Source organism: Clostridium sp. LS (assembly GCF_002760435.1).
GTDB lineage: Bacteria > Bacillota > Clostridia > Clostridiales > Clostridiaceae > Clostridium.
Window position 1 is genome coordinate 1 of record NZ_AUUU01000105.1, and the last position, 21,728, is coordinate 21,728.

24 protein-coding genes, 1 tRNA gene and 1 pseudogene are annotated in these 21,728 nt (G+C 29.4%); 10 read left to right on the forward strand and 16 right to left on the reverse strand.

The genetic code is table 11. From position 1 onward, the window contains the following. Nucleotides 1-73: 73 nt before the first annotated feature. Nucleotides 74-147: transfer RNA gene (locus COL3_RS21045), tRNA-Gly, on the reverse strand. Between the two features lie 148 nt (nucleotides 148-295). Next, on the reverse strand, nucleotides 296-1,000 hold the full coding sequence (locus COL3_RS21050) for a hypothetical protein (RefSeq protein ID WP_099716709.1): 705 nt from the start codon (nucleotides 998-1,000) through the stop codon (nucleotides 296-298). Nucleotides 1,001-1,314: 314 nt separating this feature from the next. On the opposite strand from COL3_RS21050, the gene COL3_RS21055 reads away from it, so the two are divergent. Continuing rightward, nucleotides 1,315-1,500 carry a DUF1659 domain-containing protein gene (locus tag COL3_RS21055; RefSeq protein ID WP_008419429.1) on the forward strand — a complete coding sequence of 62 codons (186 nt, stop codon included), beginning with the start codon at nucleotides 1,315-1,317 and terminating at the stop codon, nucleotides 1,498-1,500. Then, a pseudogene (locus COL3_RS21060) lies at nucleotides 1,484-1,591 on the forward strand (DUF2922 family protein); the annotation flags it as partial. The gene COL3_RS21055 and the pseudogene COL3_RS21060, both read left to right, overlap by 17 nt. A gap of 170 nt (nucleotides 1,592-1,761) precedes the next feature. Here the strand turns inward: COL3_RS21060 and COL3_RS21065 are convergent. Beyond that, on the reverse strand, nucleotides 1,762-2,157 hold the full coding sequence (locus COL3_RS21065) for a hemerythrin family protein (protein WP_008419431.1): 396 nt from the start codon (nucleotides 2,155-2,157) through the stop codon (nucleotides 1,762-1,764). Between the two features lie 255 nt (nucleotides 2,158-2,412). Next, nucleotides 2,413-2,541 (reverse strand): TetR-like C-terminal domain-containing protein, encoded by a 129-nt coding sequence (locus COL3_RS29635; protein ID WP_278286695.1) that lies wholly within the window; start codon nucleotides 2,539-2,541, stop codon nucleotides 2,413-2,415. Nucleotides 2,542-2,647: 106 nt separating this feature from the next. Here COL3_RS29635 and COL3_RS21075 point away from each other — a divergent pair, with 106 nt between their 5' ends. From COL3_RS21075 to COL3_RS21085, 3 genes are all read left to right on the forward strand, one after another. Then, nucleotides 2,648-3,067, forward strand: a complete 420-nt coding sequence (locus COL3_RS21075; protein ID WP_008419432.1) for an Rrf2 family transcriptional regulator — start codon at nucleotides 2,648-2,650, stop codon at nucleotides 3,065-3,067. A 127-nt stretch (nucleotides 3,068-3,194) separates the two neighbouring features. Continuing rightward, a complete protein-coding gene (locus COL3_RS21080) occupies nucleotides 3,195-3,974 on the forward strand; it encodes an EFR1 family ferrodoxin (protein ID WP_008419433.1) in 780 nt (259 codons plus the stop codon). Nucleotides 3,975-4,235: 261 nt separating this feature from the next. After that, nucleotides 4,236-4,415, forward strand: a complete 180-nt coding sequence (locus tag COL3_RS21085) for a hypothetical protein (RefSeq protein WP_035282430.1) — start codon at nucleotides 4,236-4,238, stop codon at nucleotides 4,413-4,415. A gap of 144 nt (nucleotides 4,416-4,559) precedes the next feature. Here COL3_RS21085 and COL3_RS21090 read toward each other — a convergent pair whose 3' ends face one another. Both COL3_RS21090 and COL3_RS21095 read right to left on the reverse strand, forming a co-directional pair. Beyond that, the gene (locus COL3_RS21090; protein WP_035282434.1) at nucleotides 4,560-4,868 is read right to left on the reverse strand and encodes a methylated-DNA--[protein]-cysteine S-methyltransferase; all 309 of its coding nucleotides are present in this window, start codon (nucleotides 4,866-4,868) and stop codon (nucleotides 4,560-4,562) included. Nucleotides 4,869-4,938: 70 nt separating this feature from the next. Beyond that, nucleotides 4,939-5,472: an alpha/beta hydrolase gene (locus tag COL3_RS21095; protein WP_008419435.1), complete on the reverse strand. Its 534-nt coding sequence runs from the start codon at nucleotides 5,470-5,472 to the stop codon at nucleotides 4,939-4,941. A 153-nt stretch (nucleotides 5,473-5,625) separates the two neighbouring features. On the opposite strand from COL3_RS21095, the gene COL3_RS21100 reads away from it, so the two are divergent. From COL3_RS21100 to COL3_RS21110, 3 genes are all read left to right on the forward strand, one after another. After that, nucleotides 5,626-5,970 carry an ImmA/IrrE family metallo-endopeptidase gene (locus tag COL3_RS21100; protein WP_099716710.1) on the forward strand — a complete coding sequence of 115 codons (345 nt, stop codon included), beginning with the start codon at nucleotides 5,626-5,628 and terminating at the stop codon, nucleotides 5,968-5,970. Between the two features lie 166 nt (nucleotides 5,971-6,136). Next, complete coding sequence (locus tag COL3_RS21105) at nucleotides 6,137-6,550, forward strand: hypothetical protein (protein WP_008419439.1); 414 nt, start codon at nucleotides 6,137-6,139, stop codon at nucleotides 6,548-6,550. Nucleotides 6,551-6,976: 426 nt separating this feature from the next. Further along, nucleotides 6,977-7,195 (forward strand): hypothetical protein, encoded by a 219-nt coding sequence (locus tag COL3_RS21110; protein WP_099716711.1) that lies wholly within the window; start codon nucleotides 6,977-6,979, stop codon nucleotides 7,193-7,195. Nucleotides 7,196-7,223: 28 nt separating this feature from the next. On the opposite strand, the gene COL3_RS21115 is transcribed toward COL3_RS21110, so the two are convergent. The 6 genes from COL3_RS21115 to COL3_RS21140 all read right to left on the reverse strand — a co-directional run bounded on the left by COL3_RS21115 (nucleotide 7,224) and on the right by COL3_RS21140 (nucleotide 13,024). Continuing rightward, nucleotides 7,224-7,526, reverse strand: a complete 303-nt coding sequence (locus COL3_RS21115; RefSeq protein WP_242982168.1) for a transposase — start codon at nucleotides 7,524-7,526, stop codon at nucleotides 7,224-7,226. A 261-nt stretch (nucleotides 7,527-7,787) separates the two neighbouring features. Beyond that, entirely contained in the window at nucleotides 7,788-8,654 is an 867-nt protein-coding gene (locus COL3_RS21120; RefSeq protein WP_008419441.1) for an ROK family protein, read from the reverse strand. A 60-nt stretch (nucleotides 8,655-8,714) separates the two neighbouring features. Beyond that, the gene (locus COL3_RS21125; protein WP_008419443.1) at nucleotides 8,715-9,827 is read right to left on the reverse strand and encodes a glycoside hydrolase family 172 protein; all 1,113 of its coding nucleotides are present in this window, start codon (nucleotides 9,825-9,827) and stop codon (nucleotides 8,715-8,717) included. 26 nt (nucleotides 9,828-9,853) lie between these two features. Beyond that, nucleotides 9,854-10,693, reverse strand: a complete 840-nt coding sequence (locus COL3_RS21130) for a carbohydrate ABC transporter permease (protein WP_008419445.1) — start codon at nucleotides 10,691-10,693, stop codon at nucleotides 9,854-9,856. 11 nt (nucleotides 10,694-10,704) lie between these two features. Then, nucleotides 10,705-11,583 (reverse strand): sugar ABC transporter permease, encoded by an 879-nt coding sequence (locus COL3_RS21135; protein WP_008419446.1) that lies wholly within the window; start codon nucleotides 11,581-11,583, stop codon nucleotides 10,705-10,707. Between the two features lie 184 nt (nucleotides 11,584-11,767). Continuing rightward, on the reverse strand, nucleotides 11,768-13,024 hold the full coding sequence (locus COL3_RS21140; protein ID WP_008419447.1) for an extracellular solute-binding protein: 1,257 nt from the start codon (nucleotides 13,022-13,024) through the stop codon (nucleotides 11,768-11,770). 212 nt (nucleotides 13,025-13,236) lie between these two features. Between COL3_RS21140 and COL3_RS21145 the strand changes: the two genes are divergently transcribed. After that, entirely contained in the window at nucleotides 13,237-15,060 is a 1,824-nt protein-coding gene (locus COL3_RS21145; protein WP_008419448.1) for a histidine kinase, read from the forward strand. Nucleotides 15,061-15,089: 29 nt separating this feature from the next. Continuing rightward, complete coding sequence (locus COL3_RS21150) at nucleotides 15,090-16,685, forward strand: response regulator (RefSeq protein WP_008419449.1); 1,596 nt, start codon at nucleotides 15,090-15,092, stop codon at nucleotides 16,683-16,685. Between the two features lie 255 nt (nucleotides 16,686-16,940). On the opposite strand, the gene COL3_RS29405 is transcribed toward COL3_RS21150, so the two are convergent. From COL3_RS29405 to COL3_RS21170, 4 genes are all read right to left on the reverse strand, one after another. Beyond that, nucleotides 16,941-17,033: an endonuclease Q family protein gene (locus COL3_RS29405; RefSeq protein WP_242982167.1), complete on the reverse strand. Its 93-nt coding sequence runs from the start codon at nucleotides 17,031-17,033 to the stop codon at nucleotides 16,941-16,943. 484 nt (nucleotides 17,034-17,517) lie between these two features. Continuing rightward, nucleotides 17,518-19,203, reverse strand: a complete 1,686-nt coding sequence (locus tag COL3_RS21160; protein ID WP_008419450.1) for a hypothetical protein — start codon at nucleotides 19,201-19,203, stop codon at nucleotides 17,518-17,520. Next, nucleotides 19,203-20,345: a dsDNA nuclease domain-containing protein gene (locus COL3_RS21165; RefSeq protein WP_008419453.1), complete on the reverse strand. Its 1,143-nt coding sequence runs from the start codon at nucleotides 20,343-20,345 to the stop codon at nucleotides 19,203-19,205. Before COL3_RS21165 ends, COL3_RS21160 begins: the two co-directional genes overlap by 1 nt. 453 nt (nucleotides 20,346-20,798) lie before the next feature. Beyond that, on the reverse strand, nucleotides 20,799-21,623 hold the full coding sequence (locus COL3_RS21170) for an HAD family hydrolase (protein ID WP_008419455.1): 825 nt from the start codon (nucleotides 21,621-21,623) through the stop codon (nucleotides 20,799-20,801). Nucleotides 21,624-21,728: the final 105 nt, after the last annotated feature.

Genomic DNA, 21,728 nt, shown 5'->3' on the forward strand with positions numbered 1-21,728 from the left:
CTGGCCCACGCCTTAGAAGGGCGTTGCTCTATCCAGCTGAGCTAAAAACGCATATTGCAAACTTTAGGTTATATGGAGCGAGTAATGGTAATCGAACCCACCTTGCTAGCTTGGAAGGCTAGAGTATTACCTATATACGATACCCGCAATCTAATCCGCTTGTTTATTATATGTTACATATTATAGGTTGTCAACATAATAATTTAAATTTCTACAAATATTCCGTAGTTACTTATAAAAACTCATTTAACCACATCCAATTTACAAAAGTATAAAACCAGTACAATAATTAATTTCATGAATCTAACTCATCTGTTTGATAATCCTCTGAGGTACCTTTAAAAACAACTTCACCTTTATCATTAAACAATATATATTCAAAAGCTTTTGAGCCATATCCTGAATAATGAGATTCTCTATCAAATTCTAGTTCTTCATTTATATGTAGAGGTTCTTCTTCTTTTGGATTTGCCTCAAATTCATTTTCTAAAGTAATATACTCTTCGTTTATATCTTCCTTTACTAAAGATGGTGCCTTAATTTTTATCTGAAACTTTTGTGTATAATTGCTACAGTTTACTATATCTATTTTTCCCTTTACAATAAGTTTGTGCTTATCCCCGTGAAATTCCACTGAAGTCTTCTCTCTATCAATATATATGGAATTTAAATCGTTAAAAAATCCTTTATAAATTTGAATACAATAAACCCACATTGCAGAGAAAAGATTCATTAACACTATTGTTACAATAACTCTTCTAAATGCTGTTACAATTAGAGAATTTTCTCTTATTTCATTAAATTTCTTTAAACAATAATATATTCCCACTATAACTATTAACCCAGCATAAGAAAATCGCCAGTTCTTACCTGTGAAAGGTTTAAATATTCTTTCTACAAAAGTTTCTGGCACATTGTTGCTATTTCCCATTAATAGAAACATTATTGTTAATATTAAGCAACAAATTATTATTTTTTGAATTTTAGATAACTTTTTCAAATTCTCCCCCTTTTGACTATCTATCAGTCTTTTTATATAAATAAATTTTGTACATAATTCCAATTCTAGTAGTCATCCTTCTCCATAAGTACTTCACAGGCATTTCTACGATAAAACAATTATAACATATACTGTAAACACAGCATTATTCATTTTTAAAAAACATATTTTTATTAATTGATACGTTAAATCTACAATATTAATCAACTAAGTATCTAATTTGTTTATCATTAAATATTTTATTAAATTCTTATGTAATATTCATCAGAACTACATATATCCTTTATGAAAACAAACTGAAGGAGGTAAAAACTATGGCTGTAACAAAAACTATTGACTCAGTTTCTCTTAGCATTGAAGTTCAAAAAGGTGTTGATCTAGCAGGCGATCCTACTTATACTAAGAAAACTTTTTCTAGCATTAAAACAGATGCTACACCTGAAAATATCTATGCTGTTGCAGATGGAATCAAAGGTGTTTTAGAATATAATTATTGCTAAGAATATTTTTAAAACTAATTCTGGCGATTTTGTTAAGAAATCTGGTGCTCAAATTACTCAAAGACAAGTTACTAAATTTGACATAGCTTAATATCTATAAAAAAATGTAGGCTTGTCCTTTTAAATAGGATAAGCCTACATTTTTATATGTATTTTCATAATTCTATTACTCACCCTCAAAATAGAAAAAGAACTACTCAAAACCCATATTTGGGTTCATAATGCATACCTCAACGCTCCTAAAGTTAATCATCCTAAACTTTATAAATATTGCTCCAACAATTTATCAGTATTCATAATATGATTAACAAGCCAATTTACCAACCAGACAAGGGTGTCCATCAAGAATCTTTCCTCGAAACTTTCTTCTTCGAATACATTGATTTCATCTATCTTTTTTCGCGCTACATCATGTTGTCGAACATGTTCTGCTTTCCCCGGGTAAAAAACCTTGTCCATAAGAATTTCTTCATAAATCAAATGATTTTCCACATATTCATCAAGTCTATACACCACATTAAGTAGGTTTGAGAAGGTATACTCTTTTTGCTTAAGAACTTCAACAACATCATTAATTAAATTTATTAGCTCTTTATGTTGTTCGTCAATTGCATAGTTTCCTATAGAAAGATTTTCATTCCATTCAATTTTATTCATTTCATTTCCTCCTCCTGCTTTTTACTTTTAAAATCAAAAAGATATTTAAACTTTAATTCATATTTCCTTATCAATCAATTAAAAATACTTGAGTCATTTTATAGATATATACTACAAAACATTCGACAAAACTTCAAGCCATTCAATGCTTATCTAAAAAAAGTCTACGTCATTTATGGTACGGTTCACCTTTCATTATCCTAAACCTCTTTTAATATTTTCTATCTATAATTAGATAGATTCAGATTTGTCTAACTAATGTTTACAGATTTCCTCTATCAATGCTCCTAAATGTTCTGCCAAGACCTTAGGAGAAAAAGGTCTTCCATTTATAAACCACCATACTATAAGCCCTACTATAGCTTTCCCAAGAAAGTTTAATATAACTTTTTAAAAATTCATCGTAAAGGTTGCAATATTGATTACCTCTTGACAACTAGATCAAATAAATGTATAGTTGATTTAGTTAATGCAAGAGGAGGGAAGAATTGTGGCATATTCAACAGAATTTTCACGAGCAATTTCGATTAGTCTTTTAATTAATGAAAAAATGGAGGAACATGGATTTGAGTTTGTATCGACAAAGACTATTGCCGAATTTCTTAAAATACCTACTCCAACAGTGGTTAGAATATTGAGAAGTCTTAATGCGGCTGGGCTCACAACTACAAAAGAAGGAGCTAAAGGCGGAGTTCTTTTGGGAAAACCGATTGCAAATATAACCCTATTAGACATATTTTTAGCAGTTGAACACGGCTCTTTATTTAAGATGGACATTGATTTTCTACTTGAAGATCCAAGAATTGATACTTTAAAATTGCTCATATCTAATTATATGCAAGATGCTGAAATCGCCATGAAGGAATCTCTCAAAAAAACAACTCTGGCAGATATTTATAAGTCACTATAATAAAGAGTGATTGTTTTAGTACTCGTTACAACTGTCGGCTAGACTGGCAGTTGTCATTTTTAACAGTAACTATATAAAATAGTTATATAGTTGATATTGTTTGTAACAAATAAGGAGGTAATTTAAATTGAAAAGTGTTATTTATTATTTTACAGGAACAGGAAATAACTTACAGGTAGCTAAAAAAATAGCTGAGGCATTACCGGATTGCAAGCTGGTATCCATGGGTAAAGGGAGACATGACAGCAATGAAGTATATGATTATATCGGTTTTGTGTATCCGACATATGCCTTTAATACGCCGCGAAGAGTAAAAGAATTTATAAGCGAAATGTCCCTTGAAAAAAGTAAAAACGCATATTTTTTTGCTGTAACCGGATGTGGCAATATGAGTGGTGTTGCGTTAACTGTTCCCGCCAAAATTTTAGCAAAAAAGGGTGTGGCACTTAATTTTGCTGAGAAAATTATTATGGTTGGAAATTATGTTGCGATGTATAAAATGAACGAGAAAAACCCTGAGAAATATCAAATTGCTACCGACAATATACCTGCATTAGTACAAAAGATAGTCGCTAAAACACAACAGCCAGTGGGTAAAGTGAACGAGCCTCTTAATGTATCAACTGCTATTGGTCAAAAATTAATATACGCCAGAAAAGACAAAGGTTTTAATGTTTCTGATGCTTGTACAGGCTGTGGAACCTGTGAGGCAGTTTGCCCTATTGCCAACATAGTAATGAAAAATAAAAAACCGAGTTTTCAGCACAATTGTGAACAATGTATGGCATGTGTGCAATGGTGCCCAAAGCAGGCTATTAACTATAAAAATAAAACACAAAGCGGAGGACGTTATACTAATCCTAGTATTACTTTGAAAGAATTAATAGAAGGCAATAAGAATAGTTAACAGTAAACTCATATAATTTCTTTTACAGATAAACAAAAAAGTAAAAACACACTCAAGACACCAAAATGAGTCTATCGTTTCATATGGATACGGCGATAAAGCTACAATACCATAACCGTTAAACATAGCAAAAAATCCTGAATTCAATATATGAATTTAGGATTTTTTATTGTCTATTCATAGAAATAATAGTAAGTAATTTCTGTTATACATTCCCAAATTTTCTCTAACTAGCATGTTCACTTCAGTATGTAAAAAACTTTGAAGGCTAGATTTGCACCAACAAATGCAAATTCACAAGGAGTTTTCTATCATATCATTGACAATGTTGACACACTACGTAAAATCCCATCAGTTACAGTTGACTTGGTAGAAGATGCATTGTTTAAGCATCCACCTATTGCAGGTTCACCGTTAGAAGCACCACTTCAAACATATTAAGTACCTCTTATATGTTGTTGATTTAGGAACGGCAGTCCCCCCACCTGCAAATCCCGCCTTAATACTATTTGAGAAATTGTTCTTCTATATTTCTGTAAAAGCTCCTGTAAAAATGGAATTTTAAAAACTACTCCCTTCATTATCCTAGCAGTCCCACTGATTTTTCTTCATATCAACATGATTCCCATCTTTAAAGTATACACCTTCTTCTAACAGCAGAAATCGTTGTTCCTGCCACCCCGGTGCCAATCTTCCAGCATGATTTACCACACGATGGCATGGATATCTCCCATAAAATTCTGCCTGGCTAAGAACCTTCCCGACAAGCCGTGCATTTTTGTCTCTGCCAATAAGCCTGGCAATTTGTCCATATGTAGCTACTTTCCCTTTAGGGATTTCTTCTACAACGGAAAGTATTTCATAAATTAGTTGTTCATTCATAATCTTTTTCATATATCTACCTGTGATACAAATCCTTACTTTAAGATATTGTGCTTTAAGAATTAGAAAAGTACATATTATTTCATTTAATTCTTTCCAATAGTTTCTGAAATAAATTGAATCCTTCACTCCAATCATCTATATTGGATTCACTATTTATATGACCCTTTCTTCCAACAGGCATTGTTTCAAGGCCCCACTGTTTGCCTTTCTCTATACAAAACAGAGATGAGGAATATTGATCATTCTCACTATAAATCAGCATTCCAGGCAACTCCAGATTAGATTCTGGCAAATGCTCAAAGGAATCTAAAAAATTTGGAAATTGTTCCTTGTTTGGATCTGGTGGAGCCACCAAGAAGACTGCTTTCAAGTACTTTCGTATATTAGGCATGGCTTTTACAGTAAGCAAGCAGCCGAGGCTGTGTGCAATCAATACCACATCACAGCTATTTTCTCTTGAAAGATTTTCTATTAAATTTTTTTCCCATTCTTTATATACAGGATAATCCCATTCCTCTTGGGCTATTCTTCCAAACCCATATTTTTTCTCCCAAATAGTCTGCCAATGATCTGGTCCAGAGTTATTAAGACCAGGAACTATCTTTATATTCATTATCAACACCTCAAATCTATCTAATTTTTTCGAAAAGATTTCTTTTTTTTACTCAATTCTAACATACATATATTCTAGTGTAAAAGCAGTTATTAACTTTATACTTAGATTATTATACCTTCAAAATGATCCATTTCATGTTGAATTATTTGTATGGATCTTCACCATGAAATCAATGGAATTTATCAGTATGTGTTGAGAAATAGGATAATAACTATAAACAAAAATTTAAGTTCAAAGGATAAAGGCATCACTTGTGAACACGAACTCGGACATGCTGTCATGCGTAAAAAATATAATTGTACTTACCTTAAAACTAAAACCTTCTTCAATGTTAATAAATTTGAAAAAGAAGCTGATATATTTTCATCTTTATTTGAAATTCCATTTATATCTAAAGATATGTTAATGGGAAAAACCTTAGATGAAACTGCCTTCGAACTAAATGTTTCAAAATATTTGTTGGATCTTAGGATAAGTATCTGCAATTTTTATTGAGAATTATAATGTAGATTCTATTTAGTAAATCTAAATTCATTCTTTGAAAATTAAATGGTGTGGTATGGAATTTTACGTGAGTATAAATTGTGAGAAAAGCATAACCTTTTCAAGTTCTGCCACATATAGTATTAATTGAAATAATAAGTATCAAAGGAAGATAATAATGCAGCATCCTTATGATATACGAGAAATTGAAAAAACTAAAGATACATCAGATAATATAGAATTCACAGAAATTTCAGGACAGTATTCATGTAACGTAGCTAAAGCTATACTTGATGTTACAAGAATCACCATGAAATTAACAAAGGTAGATACGAATGTAATTTATGGAGATTATGCTTATCTTATTGGTTATTATGATCCCAATACATCAACATTAACAGGAACATGGATGCCATCATGGGATAGTTATTTATCTCATGAATGCCCTTGTGCCCATGGAACATTTAGATTTAATTTTTATAAAAGAAATGAGCAGATAGGATTTAATGGCACATTGAAATCTGGTAATAGCGAAAATGGAAATTACGCTAATGTAGAGTATTGGGTGGGTATCAAAATAAAGGATGTTTAAATTTTTAACAAGTTAGACGAAGAATTATAAAAAGCCGTACTATTAAGAGTGGTGCGGTATTTTAATACGCAATTTTAGAGATTATACATAATTCATATAATTTCCTTTATGATTATCATATTATGTAAAGCAGGTGTTTATTTAATGATAGGAAAAAATTCGAAACTCTCCTTCTGGTCTTAGCATTTTTAACTTATTTGATGATCTACCTTTATAATACTTCAATTAAAATATTTCCATAAAATACTCTGTGAATATAAGGAGATATGTTCTAATATATAATTTTACCTTGAATATATTTTTTCGCCCTTCACATAATAAAGTTCGAAGGATTTTATATTTGCTAACATTTTCTTATTCAAAATAAAATCATTCTTATTGAATAAATGTATTTGCCAACCCTTAATCTAAAACATTGAAACAGGTATGTATAATGCAAGAGATGTTAACTTTCTTATAGGTACACCTATTACTATAAAGCTTACATCTCCTAATGATAGAGCTATAATTATGGTTATTGATTCTGACCATACTATTGAGGCTTTAGTAAGATTAAACCCCAGAATTACAGAGCAGGTTTTACCACCACTAAACTACAATTCATTAATTATAATATTTACTAATAACAGCATAATATTTTCATAAAGGGCACTTTTTTAAGTGTCTCTTTTTATTAATCAATATCCGTTAATGAGTTAAATTCTAGTTTTGTGGCAATTTCAAACCATTCAACCGAATCATATGCTGCATCCGCAAGTAATAAAAAAGGGTTATAAATTTTAGCTTCATATAGTAAATCTGGAACTTGATTATCATAAACATTAGCTGTTGTTAAATTAAAAACTAAAGAAATTATAGTATTAGTAACTGTTACAATGCAGTGTAATTTATAACCTTCATAATATCCTAGATGTGCACCTTTGCCGGATTTAGCTCCGCTATGGTACTTGGAACTTCTTAAGGCAGTAACATCAATTGCACATAATCTAGTTCAGGGGCAATAAGTTCAACAAACATAGCATAAATAAAATACCACAAATTCATTTCCAATTTCTGTTTTTCATATGTGATAGTTTATTAATGTGCTTACTTCAAAAAATCTAGTTATAGTTTATGATAAAATTCAATTCTTTCTTTTTGCAATAATCAACTTATCTATTCTAAGAATTAATCCAAGTTTTCTCAATCTAAATTTATTTATATTTTTACAATAAAGAAATTAACTACTATATATTTATTATTCATCTATCTTCACTTTTTGTGCTAAAAGTAAACATCCTATAATTGCAGAATTATCTCCAAGACCTGGCGGTACAATATATTCCTCTAAGTTCGGCATTGAAACATATTTTTTCATTAATTCTTCTAATTCTTTTCTTATAAGTGGAAATAATTGACGTTGTTTCATTACTCCACCACCCAGAACAATACGTTCTGGACTTAAAATTAGTGTATATGTCATTACTGCTTGTGCAAGATAAAAAGCTTCTATTTTCCATACTTCTTTATTCTCTTCTAATTCATATGCTTTTTTCCCCCATCGCTCTTCTATAGCAGGTCCTGATGCAATTCCTTCTAAGCAATTTGCGTGATAAGGGCAGGCTCCTTCATATTTATCATTATTATGCATACGAACTAAAATATGCCCCATTTCTGGGTGACCATATCCTTCTAGGAGCTGCCCGTTTATCACTGCACCTCCGCCAATTCCAGTTCCTACTGTTAAATAAACACAACTCTGTAATCCAAATGCTGCACCCTTTTTTAATTCTCCGAGTGCCGCTGCATTTACATCTGTGGTCCAACCAGTTGGAATATTATATCTATCTTTTATAATTCCAACAAAATTATAGTTTGCCCAAGCTAATTTGGGTGTGGTTGTTATATATCCGTAGGTTTTTGATTTTTTATTCACATCAATAGGCCCAAATGAACCTATACCTATAGCTTCTAAATTATATTTGTCAAAAAACTCGAATACAGATTTCATTGTTTCATCAGGTGTTGTCGTTGGTATGCTTACTCTTTCTATAATTTCAAGATTCTCATTACTTACTGCGCAAACAAATTTTGTTCCACCGGCTTCAATCGCACCATATTTCATAATAATTCACCCCTTTATATATTTAAAATTCTAACCTCATAATCTTTTTAGATTTTTCATTTATCTTGGCCAACGTTGCTTTTTATCCATTAATTTTTCAAATTTATTGTGTGGCTCTGATTGATACCAATATGCAACTGATGCAAGATCATCTTGGCGTTCAAATAATCCTTTATAACATACTCCTATTTGTTGCACTGTAACTTTTAAATCATCTTGAAAATAAATTGGATCTGGTATATGCCAACGATAGAATCCTCGCATCGGTGGGCAATCATTATTATGATATGGATTGTGTATTAAATCATCATTTGCTGAATAATATGGATATCCTAGAAACGGCGTACAATAAGTATTTTCTACTGTCTTGTCATCAACCTGTGATGCAAAACTCCATGAGCCTCCAAAATAATCCTCCATCCCGGTTCCGCAAATTGTAGGATATTCTTTATCACCATCTATATAAAATTTAACTTCTCCTTCTCCCCACCAATATCTTTCTAATGTAGTTAATGCTATATATGTTCCTACATAATGTCCTTTTCCTTTTATATTATCAACAATTACATAGTCTTTCTGCAATTCTGTTATACGCTCACGTCTCCATTGTGCATGAAAATAAGCAGTGTTTTCTGGTAATTCATCATATAAACAATAATCTACTTGATAGAAAAATGCTGGTATTTTATTATCATGTTGATTTTCTAATGTAATCTTGGCTTTTTTACGAAAAGGCATTTGAAAATAGCTATTCATTCCTCTAGATGGAACTACAACTATTGGCATTGAATTCACAATACATTCTCTTGAGAAACCACAGCAAAAGAAATCTCCAAGAGGACTTTCTACTGAGGGCGCTTCTTCTTCATCCCAATACATCCTTAAAACCAAATCTCTTAAAATATTACAATCAGCATCAGTTGTTTTATTGTCAACTGTAATCCATATATGTGTTATGATTCCTGGTCCATTCATTTCAGCTAATGTTACAGTTTTTCCAGGTTCTATATCTCTTAAACAAGGGCTTCCTTTTCTTGAAGCTCCCAAATAACTTCCAGCCATTCCTCCCTTACCTTTTTCCCCATTAGGGTTTTCTGCATTAATAGCACGAGAACGTGCATCTTTTAGTACTGATAAACTAGTAAGTCCATTTGCAAATAAATAATTACTCATATAGATAAACTCTCCTCTCTAATCAATTATTCTTTTACACCGCCAGCCATTATACCATCCATGATTTGCTTTTCAAATAATAATACAAATAATATTATTGGTATAAGTATTATCCATCCCATTGTGCTAATTAGATCCCAAGGCATACTATAAGTTGTTTCTTTAGGTATTGTAGTTATTCCAACACTTAATACTTCTATTTTTCTTGCAAAAAACAATGGTGTGAATAAGTCATTTAAACATGTAATAAAATTAATTATGCTTATAGTTGCTATAGCTGGCTTCATTAAAGGTAATGTTACATAAAACATTTTTTGTATAGCTCTGCATCCATCTACTTCTGCTGCTTCATATATTGATGTAGGTATTTCATTTAAGAAATTATTCAATATTAGAATTGTGAATGGTATTAATGCGCTTGTATATAGTATTATCAATCCAAAAAAAGTATCCACCAAATTGAATTTGTTCATAAAATCGTATAATGGTCTTGCAGTTACTATTCCTGGTATTAAAGCTGAAGACACTATAGCTCCATAAGCTATTTTTAAACCTCTACTCTTATATTTTGAAAATGCATAAGCCCCTATTAAGCAAATAATAGTAGATATTATTAATGCAGCTGTAGTTATAATCAATGTATTAAAAGCTTTTTCTCCTAGCTTTAACTCAAAAAATAACTTTTTATAATTTTCAAAGGTAATATTATTGGGAATATATTTTATAGGTGCTGTGAATAATTCATTTGACGGTTTAATGGAGGATATAAAAATCCAATATAGAGGTATTAATATAACAGCAGATATAACAACAGTTAACCCCCATTTTACAACAAAAGGTACAGTCTTATTTATTTTAAAATTCATAATTATCACCCCTATTTGTTTATTTTCTTTATATATTTAACATCAATTAATGTTAAAACTACCATTGTCGCAAATAAAACTACTGCTAGTGATGATGCATATCCCAAATTTAAATTTGTAAATGCTTCTGTCATTATTCTATAAGATAGTAATGTTGTTGAGTCTCCCGGCCCTCCTGATGTCATTGAATATACAACATCAAAACTAGTAAGCCTCCACATTGTAAAAAAGATACATAGTGTTAATACTGTATTTTTTATTCCTGGCAATGTAATTGAAAAAAATGATTTAATTATTCCTGCTCCGTCTATTTTAGCTGCTTCATAAAGATCTGATGGTATAAACTGCAATGCTGCTAATACTAATATCGCAAAAAAAGGAACATCCTTCCACAAATCAACTGAAATTACCGCTACCCTTGCAGATAATTCATTAATTAACCAATCATAGTGAAAATTAGGTAATATCCGCCTTATTAAATCATTTATAAGTCCATAAGTATCATTAAATGCCCAACGTGCAGCAAGGCCTGCAACAACCATTGGCATTGCCCATGGTATTAAGACAATTGTTCTTAAAAATTTTCTACCTCTAAATTTTATATTTAACATTAACGCCAGTCCTACACCTAATATAACGTGTAATATCATAGAAGCTATTGTAAATATAGCAGTGAATTCTATTGATGTAACTAATTTTTCATCAGTGAACATTTGTATGAAGTTCTGAGTACCAATAAATTTCGCTTCTCCACCTCTTAGTAAGCTCATATCAAAAAAACTATTCTTAAAGGTAGTGAATATTGGATATATTGTTGTAAAACCTCTTAATATTAATACAGGTGCTACTAACATCCAGGCTATCCATATCTTATTACGTTTATTACTCATATTCTCCTCCACTCTTTGATAATTGCTATAATAATTTGTATTTTCTATTACCATAAACTCCTTTGTTAAAAAGTAAGATTATAGCGTATTTTTATAATTAACTCATACCTAAATAAACTAACAACTCTTAGTACTACTATTATTTAATTTAGGTATGAATTTTTTAATATTTAGATTTATTTAATTATTTTTTAGCATACTTATTTACTTCCACTTGTGCCTTTTGGCAGAACTCATCTAGAGATATTTCATCAGAGACATATCTTTGGAATAATGATCCCATAGAGCTTATAAACTCCATAGCTTGAGGTGCCATTGGGCGTCCGTGTAGTTCAGTATTTTGTAAATATCCTTTAATTGCACTAAGCCCTTCTATTTTAAAGTTTGAATCATTTATTACGTCAGACCTTGCAGGTAATCTTGAAGTCATCTCATAATAATCTTTTTCTCCTTGTGGGCTTGCTGCATAATTCAAGAATTTAATTGCAGCCTCCTTATTTTCTGATGCTGAATTTAATACATAATTCCAGCAAGCTATATAGGCACTATTTTTTTCAAAAGTCGGCATTGGTGCTAAAGTTATTCCATTTTCACCATATCTACCAGAATTAACAAAATTCTTCATAGCACCTGTATACATAAATATTGATGCATAGTCATCATCGAAGAATTTTTGCATCATTGGATCATATTGATCCGCCAATTGAGATATAGGAGTTTCGCCGCTTTTAACCATATCATGCATGAATTTAACTGCCTCTTTTGTTTTAGGGTTTGTCCAATCATAGTAATCTCCACCAAATAAATTTACGAAAGTTCCGATTTCATTAAATACATAAGTTTTTTCCCATGCACCACCATATCCATACTTTCCATCTTTACTGTAGGCCTTAACATACTTTTCAAAATCTTCTTTAGTTTTTATTGCATCTAAACCAAGTGCTTTTACTTTTGACTGATCAACCCAGAAACCTAATATCTCCATATACATAGGTACAGAATATATATTGTCTCCTACTTGCACTAAATCTTTTATATAGTCTTTAGGAAATTGAGATACAACCTCTTTTGTCATAACAGTGTTTTGGAGTGGTTCTAGAAATCCTGTGTTTTTAAAAGCACTAATCATTTCATCATTTATTGTTATCACATCCACACTCTTATCCTTTGATGAAAGTATAGTGGTAATTTTAGCTTGTCTATCATCTGTATTTGTCGGGCAGGCTATAGTATCTATTTCTATTCCTGTTGCTTTTTCTGCCTTCTCAATATATTTTTGGAAGTCTTCATTAAAAGTAGTATCCATTGTCATTAATGTAATCTTTTCAGATTTCTTTTCTGAAGTTTCATTACTTGATGGTTTTGCACCTCCACATCCATTTAGAATCGTTACTGTTAAAACTGCTGAAGTCAATAAACACATGATTTTAGTTAATTTCATAAATCTTCCCCCTCTTATACAACGTTTTCACTTGATTTCCATATTTATTTTATTAAATTGAGTAGTTAATTTAAATACATTATTTTACTTATAATTTATAATTTTTTTGGGTTTTGAACATTACAACATATTAATGTTGTAATGTATATAGTTATTATCTATAATAGCTGTAATGGTAATATATAACTTTACATAAAGAGGTGAATACTCATATGATAATTGTTTATAAAATAAGAGCTTTAAATAATTTTATAAAAAAATATCTTTCTAATTTTCAAAATAGAATAATTGTTTGCTTTATACTCTGTACTATTATACCGCTTCTAGCCATTGGTTTAATTTCATACCATACATCTGTAAAAATTGCACAAGATAAGATAATCAATAGTAATTTGCTTTTAAATAATCAATTAAAAGTTAATGTAAATAATCGTGTAATTCAAATTGAACATGTTGCTGATTCAATTCAATTTTATTTATATTCCTTAAACACTACTCCAACATTTCCACTATCAAATTACTTAACTGTTTTTAATAATACTTCTAATAATATTGATATATTAAAAAATAACTTTAATATATTTTATATAAATGCCTTCGTCGATCCAAATTTAATTATAAGCAAAAGAAAAATAAATTTTAACAGTATAAAAGATATAGAAAGTTATGGTATTCACGAAAATGAGCTTTTAAATCTGGGTATATCGCCCCAATGGGTCTTTAAGCCAAAACAAAATTTTCCTTATATGATTTCTAATAGTAATGATGGAGTTGATGCTATATTTTGTTATAGAAGCGTTAAAAACAATAATAGTGATTCCTTATTATATGCATATTTTATAAGCATTAAATCTGATGAATTTTCAGAAATACTGAAAAATTCTAGTATAGATACGTCTATAACTAACTATATTGTTGATGAAAACGGAGTTATTATAGCACATTCCGATAAAAGTAAGGTTGGAAACAGTTTAGATAATGAAAAACTTGCACTCATTAAGCAAAATGTATTAACTGGTGGTTTATCTCCTTATAAAGATTCTAAAATTCTTTCTTCAAAATCAATAAATGGTTGGTACATTGTAACTGATATTCCACAGAAATATATATTGGATAATACATTTCCACTTATTAAATTAATTATATTTTCTATTTTTCTACTAACCCCTGTATTTATATTTATTGCTATCTCTCTTGGCAAAGAGCTAACAAAAAGGCTTAACAAATTATCTATAATAATAAAATCTGCTGAGTTTAATAATAGTAATCTAATTAAAATTGATAATATGAATGAGTTAGTTGATTCTAAAGACCTATATTATGATGACATTGATTATATAGCATTAACCTTTCAGGAAATGATAAATACAATTAACAATAATTTTAATACTATCTTGGATTTATCTGTAAAAAAAGAAAAATTAAATTACGACTTACTACAAGCGCAAATCAATCCTCATTTTTTATACAATATCTTGGATTCTATTCATATATGCAATTCTCTCGGTAAGTTTGATATAGCTAATCAAATTATTAGGGACTTGTCAAAGTTCTATCGTTATGTTCTTCGCACATCAGATAACTTGATAACAATTCAAGAAGAACTAGAAATTGCTAAACTATATTTGTCAATGGAGAATATATGCAAGAACGGAAATATTACTTGGAATCTTTATTTAGATGAGAGTATAGAAAATTTTTTAATTCCTAAACTTATACTTCAACCACTTATTGAGAATTGCATTAAGCATGGAATTGGACAAGGTGGCAACAAAATTCATATAGATATTTCAATTACCTATTCCGAAAACTATATATTAATTAAAATTAAAGATAATGGTGTTGGTATTGAGTCTAATAGACTTATAGATATTCAATGTGTATTGAAGACTAATAATGTTAGTAATAAATATTTAGGTTTAAGCAATGTTAATGCTAGACTATACTCTTCAAAAATCTCTAATGAATATATAAAAATCGCTAGTAATTTAAATAACGGAACAAAAATTGAAATACTAATAAACCAAATTATTTAAAAATTTTATATTATTTAAGGAGAAGTGTTTTGAGAAAAGTAATTATAGTTGATGATAATCATCTGTCTGTTGAAGGTATTTATAAAAATATAAATTGGGATTCGTTAAATTCGCAAGTAATATATATGTTCTATGATTCTCAATCTGTAATTGATGCTGTTAAATCTACAGATGTTGATTTAATAATATCAGATATAGAAATGCCTAAAATATCTGGGTTAGAAATGTCAAAGCAAATATTAAAAATTAATTCTAATATAAAAATTATACTCATCAGCGCATTTGATAAATTTGAATATGCTAAGCAAGCCATTAGAGTTGGTGTATATGATTATATAGAAAAACCTATTGACTATGGTTATCTTAATCTAATAATTAGAAATGCATTTAATCAACTAGCTAAAGAAGAAAGAAATATTAAAATTTTAAATGAAAGTCGTCCACTAATGGTAAATAAATTTTTTTCAGAATTAATACATTTAAATAGTGATGATGCTAAATATAATCTTTCTAAATATCCAGATTATTTAAGCTTAAATTTAAACTTAAAATATTTTATAATATTAAACTTTAGAATAACAAATTCTAAAAAAGCAAAAAATGATTTAGGAATTGAGAAATATCATATTTCATTAATAGATTTAAGTGATTATATCAAATCTTTTTTCTCTAATTTTCACTTATATCACCATATAAACGAAAGAGATGATATGATTATATTTATTGGTGGAAATTATCCTAACAAAAACTACCTACTAAATAAAATTCACGATATACTTAGCTCTTTTATAGAAAACTATGAAAGTAAAATATTTGAATTAAATATTGGTATTGGTAGTGTTGTTGATTCTGTTTGGAATATGAAAATATCTTATGATAATTCATGTCAAGCACTTGACTATAGTTTCTTTTTCCCTCAAAATAACATATTTGATATTCATGATATTGTTAGAAAAAGCAATTCAAATCACAATATTTATGTTTGCAATAATGAAGAAAAATTAATTCAACTTATTTATAAAAAGGATTTAAATGGCATAAGAAATTGGATACAAATTTTTTATGAAGAGATTCTAGTTAATTGTAATAATAAGTACTTAATATTTAATAATATATATTCTATTCTAAGTAATGTACTAAAATTGTTATACAATATGTCTATAAATACTAGAGATATTGAAAATATAATAGTAGATACATATAGTAACTTGAGTACAATTTATAATAGTTCAGATATAATCAATTGGCTTTTCGATATTTTGAAAATTATTTGTAATAGACTTGATGAATCAATAAAAAATCAGCATGAATATCTTTGTAATAACGTAATTACATATATTAAAGATAATTATAGCAAAAAAGATTTATCCTTAAATGAAATTGCTTTATATGTAAATGTTAGTCCAGCATATTTAAGTGCATTATTTAAAAAACAAATTGGTGAAAACATAAGTACTGTTATAACAAATATACGAATAGAACATGCTTGCAAACTCCTAGCAAATACAAATCTATCTTTAAAAGAAATTAGTGAAAAAGTCGGTTATGTAAATCAATACTATTTTAGTTCATGCTTTAAAAAGAAAATGAATAAAAATCCTTCCATTTATCGCCAAGAAATATAATAGATTAAAAAAATAACTTTAATTATAGATATTAATATCGCTAAGTTTCCAACATAGAAATTTAGCTATAGTTAGATTTACAAAAACACAAATCTAACTATAGCTTTTATAAATACTATCTATAACCTAATTTAATCAATTTTTTAACTTCACCTTTAGGACATACAACTGAACCTATCAGATTAAATATACTTGTATAATTCCCATAAAAATCTGTTTATCCAGCCATGATTAAATTATATTTTTTAGAAATGCTTAAAGCTTAAATATACCCTTTGGAAAATAACAAAGCATATGAACAGAGCGATTGTCTTCATAGTCAATAGTAGATATTTCAACTCCTAGCATTACACATATACCCACCTTTATCCATATGAATAAGCTCCCATCACCCCTATCAAAGTATCATTGTCTGTAATAGAAATACAATCTAACCTAATTTCTTTGAGTATAATATAATGTCTTTTATACTCAAAATTTCATCTAATAAACAACTATGATTATGTAAATATGCTTTTATTAATATTATTGTCCTTATTTTCCATATTAATTTAACACTTCGATCTCTAATTATATGAATAATGAGAAGTTAGTACTTCTCAAGATATAGTCAATAGAATAAACATAATGTGAATGTGACGATCCCATCATATTGGTATTGCTATAATTAACCGAGTATCAATGATCCTATTTCTATTTCACTTATTAAATAATCCTCTATTAATACTTAATCTTATCTAAAGTCCAATAACAGTTACACATTATTTGTATAAAGGATAACTTGTAAAATATAACAAATAGAATTATATTTCATATCAAAGTAAATTACCTATCATAGATTCTTAAAAAGTTCAAGCAGTTGATTTATAAAATGCTTATGACTTTCATAATTCTCTTTATTTAAAAGTTTGCGTTTCTCAGTGAGAATTGTAATTCTTGCTTGATGTGATATCTCAAACCCAAAATCTGAATAGTCCATTGTCGCCAAAATAACTTGTGGTAGCATATCAACTTCAGAAATAAGTTTCAAAATGTCTTTACTACTGCTGTTACTAGCTTCTTTAGCTCTAGGAGAATCTATTACAAATGGAAATCGAATAGCACTGCTCTTAAAGTATTCCATTGTCTGAAACAATCCAACAAACTGTGCCAGTATTATTTTGTTCTCTAAGGTACCTTGCGCCTTCATAGGCTTAAGTAATTTGATATTACCTTCATAAGCAGCATTCCATGCATCCAAACTAATAATGTTTAAACGTACATACTCAATATATTTTTCTTCCACTTCCCTTTTATTAGGCAGTTTTCGCAGTTCTTTGGCAATCTTCTTTATTTTATCAGCATATTCAGACTGTTTCAGCGAATTATAACTCAACTGTTGGCTAAAGTGAGTTAGAGAATCTTTTAAGCCACGCTGCCTGACATACACTTTGTAAGCATCTTGTGACTCATCAAAAACCTTCTCCAGCTCTTCCAAGTCGGCCATCAATTCGACATACTGGTTTTTATGCCTATCAAGTTCTTCTACAATGGAATCAATAATCAGTTGAACTTGTTGACACATGTAATCCTCGTTCTGAATATTGTAATTAGAACGAACAATTTCATAAATTTCTTCATCAAAGGTATATCCACATTGAGGACAGGTATATAATCCTTTCTGATCAGTCTTGCCTACATCAATCTTTATATTCCGATATTCCTTTATTACCTGTAACTGATGCTCGTGTTGATTAAGAGTTATTTCCAAAGACTGAATTTTGTTTCTAACTTCACCTGCTTTTTTCACCAGTGTTGCTATCTGTTCTTTAGGTATTTGTAAGTTACGTTCCAAATCCTCTAATGTTTCAGCTGGAAGCAAATTTTGTGTTTCTTGCGAAAGAGCTTCTAGCGTAATACGTATACGTTCTTCCTCTTTTTTTAGCTTTTCAATTTCATCTTTTATTTGATCTCTTTTTGCCATCAGCTCTACAGTATATTTGGTGTAGATATTTAAATGGTAGTACAAAGATTTAATTCTGTCATTTTGCTTATATTGATCAATACTTGCAAAACTATTATATAATCCGCTCCAGCCCTTATCTTGATCTATATAATACGGCATGAAAGAAAAAGCTGGTGGTGCCATCTCTATTTTTTTCGTATCTTTATTTGGAAGGTAAACTGCAAAAGAAAATAGTTCTTCATATTTTTTTGCCAAATCATGAGTAACACTCCGAGTCAGTAATACAAGTTCTTCTTCTTTAAAAACTGCAAAACTCTTTTGAAATCTCGCAATTTTGTAATCAATACCATTCACGCAAATCGTAACAATATATAGCTTCGTTCTCTTGTCCCAAACAGAATCATAGTCTACCTCTGTTCCAAGTGTATAATAAAGTGATTTCAACAGAGATGATTTTCCGACATGATTATCCTGGCTAGTAATTACATTGAATCCTTTAGAAAACTCCTGAAAACGAGCAGTTCTCGCCTGTATATCAGAAATTAAGATATTTTTAAAATACATTTCATTCATTATACCCGCCTCATTTCACTAATCAAAATACAGATTGTTAAGATGCAAATATACATACGATTATATATTGATTCTATAATAAAGTTATCTTTGTACAGTCCATCACACAATCTATTGACATATTGCCATACACATTCATCCGAATTCTTCTTATAATTAGAACACAGTTTTCTAATCTTAATAAATATGTTTGAAAAAGATTCTATTTTTGACTGAGAATCACTCATTATTTTTGTGTACTCAAATGATGCTTTATATTTATCATCATCTGATAAATCTGCGACTCTCTGTATTTCATCAAATGGTGGAATGGATATCACTATTGCTTCTTCAATTACACGAGAAAAATCACTCTTTGTAATACCTTTTTTTTCACGCACTTCATTATAAAGTGCATTCTCTTCTAGCAACTCATATTGCTGTTTCTTTGTAAGAATGTCCAACATAGATCCTGAAATTGTCTTAACTACGTCCATTGTAATACGCGGATATTTTTTATGTAAGAAGTCGCCCAACTCCTGCTCAACAATTTCACGATGTTTAGAAATAGAAAGTGTTGTTCGTATGTGAATAAATTTAGTCAAATCAACATCTTCAGGTTTAATTCCTTTTTTCTGTGCAATATCATGCTTTATTTTATCAATTGTAATAGGATTAAATTTGCTAAAAGATGTTTTTTCAGCTGTATATGTTTTTGTTTGGTTTTTCTTTTTACCATCGAATCCATTAATCTTAACAGTCACTTTTAAAGGACAGTTGGTTATAAGTCCAAGTTCTTTTACTAACCACTCAGGACGCTCCAACTGTGCATACATTTTAACTAACCAATCTTCTGAAATTGCTGTGCTAATACTAATCGATTCTTCATTAGTTTTCATCTGATAATAGCTTACTACTTCCGGTTTCTTTTCATTATTAAACAAAGCAATATCATCATAATAATCCAATACCAATAAGTAATCCAAGCTGTCAAAAAGTTCAATTGCCATGTGAAGAGTCTGGCTTACTTGCATCTCAAAGCGATTATAAGCCATACTACCAGAACTAGTATCAATCGTTATATCTTTTATTTGCTTATTTTTCTTTGATACTACTTTAGAACTACCAGCCGAAGCTGAAAGTACTGATGTTTTAGCTGCCATTATTTTACATCTCCTTTATAAGGATATTATAAGTCTATAATCTCTAATCGAAGTTTTTTATGTTCTTGCGACCAGTTTATTCGTTCTGTTTTTTAATTTAACTTTCCATTATAGACATAACGTCTACTTCAAAAATGTACTTTCACATTTTCTCTAAAAAACATAATATGGATAGACTACACCTATATAGCAAATAGCCTATCCCTATTATTATACTGCAATATTTTACCTTTCCATCTACATTTCCCGTAAATACTTTCCACTATTTTCTTGCATTTTTCTACATCATGCTTAATCTCAAATATTTTCTTAACACCCCACATAATAGCATTACATGTAAACTTTAAAACATAAGCTGCTACAAAACTAACTTAGTGAGTTTCGTAGCAGCTTATATTTTTATTTATATTGCTCTAAAATAATTTTATATAAAATAACAAATTCTTAATTCTGTTATAGATTAGATTTATTTCTATTATTCTTAATTATATAAGAAACCGCTTCACTTATGGGATTATCGTCACAAGATGATACAACGATATTAGCTACAGCCTTTACTTTATCTAATGAATTGCTAACTGCAAAACCAATATTTGCATAAGTTATCATCTCAATATCATTATTATGATCACCTATGCAATAGACTTGCTTGTCCTGAAATTCTAGCTGATCTATTAATCTTTTTAACGCGTCTCCTTTTGACACATTCTCTCTTACAATTTCGCAAGAACAATCTCCTGTATGTATAAATTTGTGACCTATGATATGATTATCTTCTATATAGGCGTTAAAGCCTTTTTTATCAACCAAATCTCTAGTCATTTCAACTTTTATCCATTCATCAGGAAATTCATCAATGCTATCTACTTTTATAAAAGGTAATCTCTCTCTATCCATAAATTTTAGAAATTCTGGTGTGGAATTATATGAGAATACTCCGTTTACTGACATGACTTGTACTCCAATACTAGGGAATGCCTTAAGAATATTTTTAATATTTCTTCTTACATCTTCTCCGAGTATTGTGCTCCAAATTATTTTATCATTTTTTATGTCATAAATAACAGCTCCATTGTAGAGTATAACAGGGATATCTGGTTTTATTATATCTTTATATGGTAAAAATCCTGTAACTGATCTACCTGTTGCAACCGTAAAAGTTCCGCCATGATTTTGAAGCATTCTAATCGCTTTTATATTTTCATCTGTAATAACTTTATCACTATTAAATAATGTTTCATCCATATCTGATACAAACAAAACATTTGATAAATCCATTTTTTCGTAATCCCCTTCTTTACAAATTATATTTTTCTTAAAACCTTTTCATTCAATGCATTATTACTTTAAGAAATCTATAAAAATTACTAATACTAACTGATG